This window comes from Gordonia amicalis NBRC 100051 = JCM 11271 (assembly GCF_000332995.1).
GTDB lineage: Bacteria > Actinomycetota > Actinomycetes > Mycobacteriales > Mycobacteriaceae > Gordonia > Gordonia amicalis.
Genome location: NZ_BANS01000092.1, coordinates 1 through 804 on the forward strand (window position 1 = coordinate 1; position 804 = coordinate 804).

An 804-nucleotide genomic window follows, 5' to 3' on the forward strand; every position below is an offset into this window, starting at 1 on the left:
GCGCTCATCGAAATTCCCTAGTTTCGCTCACCGAAATTCCCTACCCGTGTGGCATCGCCAACGAGGGCGGGTCTCCCCGGATGCTGGTGGTCTCTGACCACGCACCAGCTATCCAAAGGAGACCCGCTCCTCATGCTTACACGAGAGGAAGACGTGGAAATTCGCGCCCTGAAAGAACGAGGCTGGACGATCGCGGCGATCGCCCGTCACACCGGCCGAGACCCCAAAACAATCCGGTCCTACCTGAACGGCACCACCGCCCCTGGCGTGCGTAAACGTAGCGCCCCGGACCCGTTCGACAGGTTCGTCGCCTACGTCACCGCCCGCCTGCTCGACGACCCGCATCTGTGGGTGCGGACGTTATGCGACGAACTCGAAGACCTCGGCTACGCGATGTCGTATCAGACACTTTCCCGCAAGATCCGCGAGCTGGCGCTGCGACCGATCTGCCAGGCCTGCCTGACCGCCACCGAACGTCCCAACGCTGTCATCGAACACCCACCTGGTGAAGAGACACAATGGGATTGGGTGGATCTTCCCGATCCACCGGCCGCCTGGGGCTGGGGTTCGACAGCCCACTTGTTCGTCGGCACCCTCGCCTGTTCAGGCAAGTGGCGCGGCGTACTGGCCCCAGCGATGACACAACCGCATGTCGTCGATGGACTCGATCGGATCAGCCGAGGACTGGGCGGAATCAGCCGAGTCTGGCGATTCGACCGGATGGCCACGGTCTGCCATCCAGAATCGGGACGCATCACTGCGAGCTTCGCCGGCGTCGCCAAATACTATGGAGTCTCGGTCGCG

The 804-nt window shown here is 62.9% G+C and carries 1 pseudogene; it reads left to right on the top strand.

What is annotated here, in order from left to right:
- Window positions 1-132: 132 nt before the first annotated feature.
- Window positions 133-804 (top strand): annotated as a pseudogene (locus GOAMI_RS22280) (transcriptional regulator); the annotation flags it as partial.